Genomic DNA, 499 nt, shown 5'->3' with positions numbered 1-499 from the left:
TAAGATGCACCTTAGAGGAAAAGCAGCGTATCAAATCAAGGGCGGAAATCACGGGGCGGAAGTTCTCCGACTACTGCCGTGAGATACTCCTTAACGGAGAAGTTACAGCCGTTCCAAAAATGACCGACAATGAGAGAGAAGCCATTGCCATACTCCAGCATACAGGAAGGTTCTACGGGCAGGTTTCCAACCTCATCAAGGTCAAAGACGAGGATTGGCTACATATCACAAAGAACCTTTCCCTATGTGCAAAGGAAGCATTTAAGCGATTTTACGACCCTCATTTTCGTGTGGACGATTTGATTACACCATCCGCACAAGGCGATGACTATGCCGAAACAGCATGGCAACGCAAATTGAGAAACCAAGCGAGCAGAAAGAAGAAGCAAGGACGAGGGGTATAGCCCTATTCCAACGACAAACAGCATTAGATAATGCAGAAAGAAGAATATTTCATTAAAAACACTTGTTATTCGGTAACAAAGTATTATCTTTGCAA

At 44.1% G+C, this 499-nt stretch carries 1 protein-coding gene; it reads left to right on the top strand.

Annotated features, from left to right (window positions below):
- Positions 1-404 (top strand): plasmid mobilization protein (locus HMPREF2983_RS07035; RefSeq protein WP_246829368.1); only part of this gene is annotated, 404 nt, incomplete at its 5' end.
- Positions 405-499: the final 95 nt, after the last annotated feature.

This window comes from Prevotella sp. HMSC077E09, assembly GCF_001814685.1.
Taxonomy (GTDB): domain Bacteria; phylum Bacteroidota; class Bacteroidia; order Bacteroidales; family Bacteroidaceae; genus Prevotella; species Prevotella oris.
This window is presented reverse-complemented; position numbering and strand designations above follow the sequence as displayed.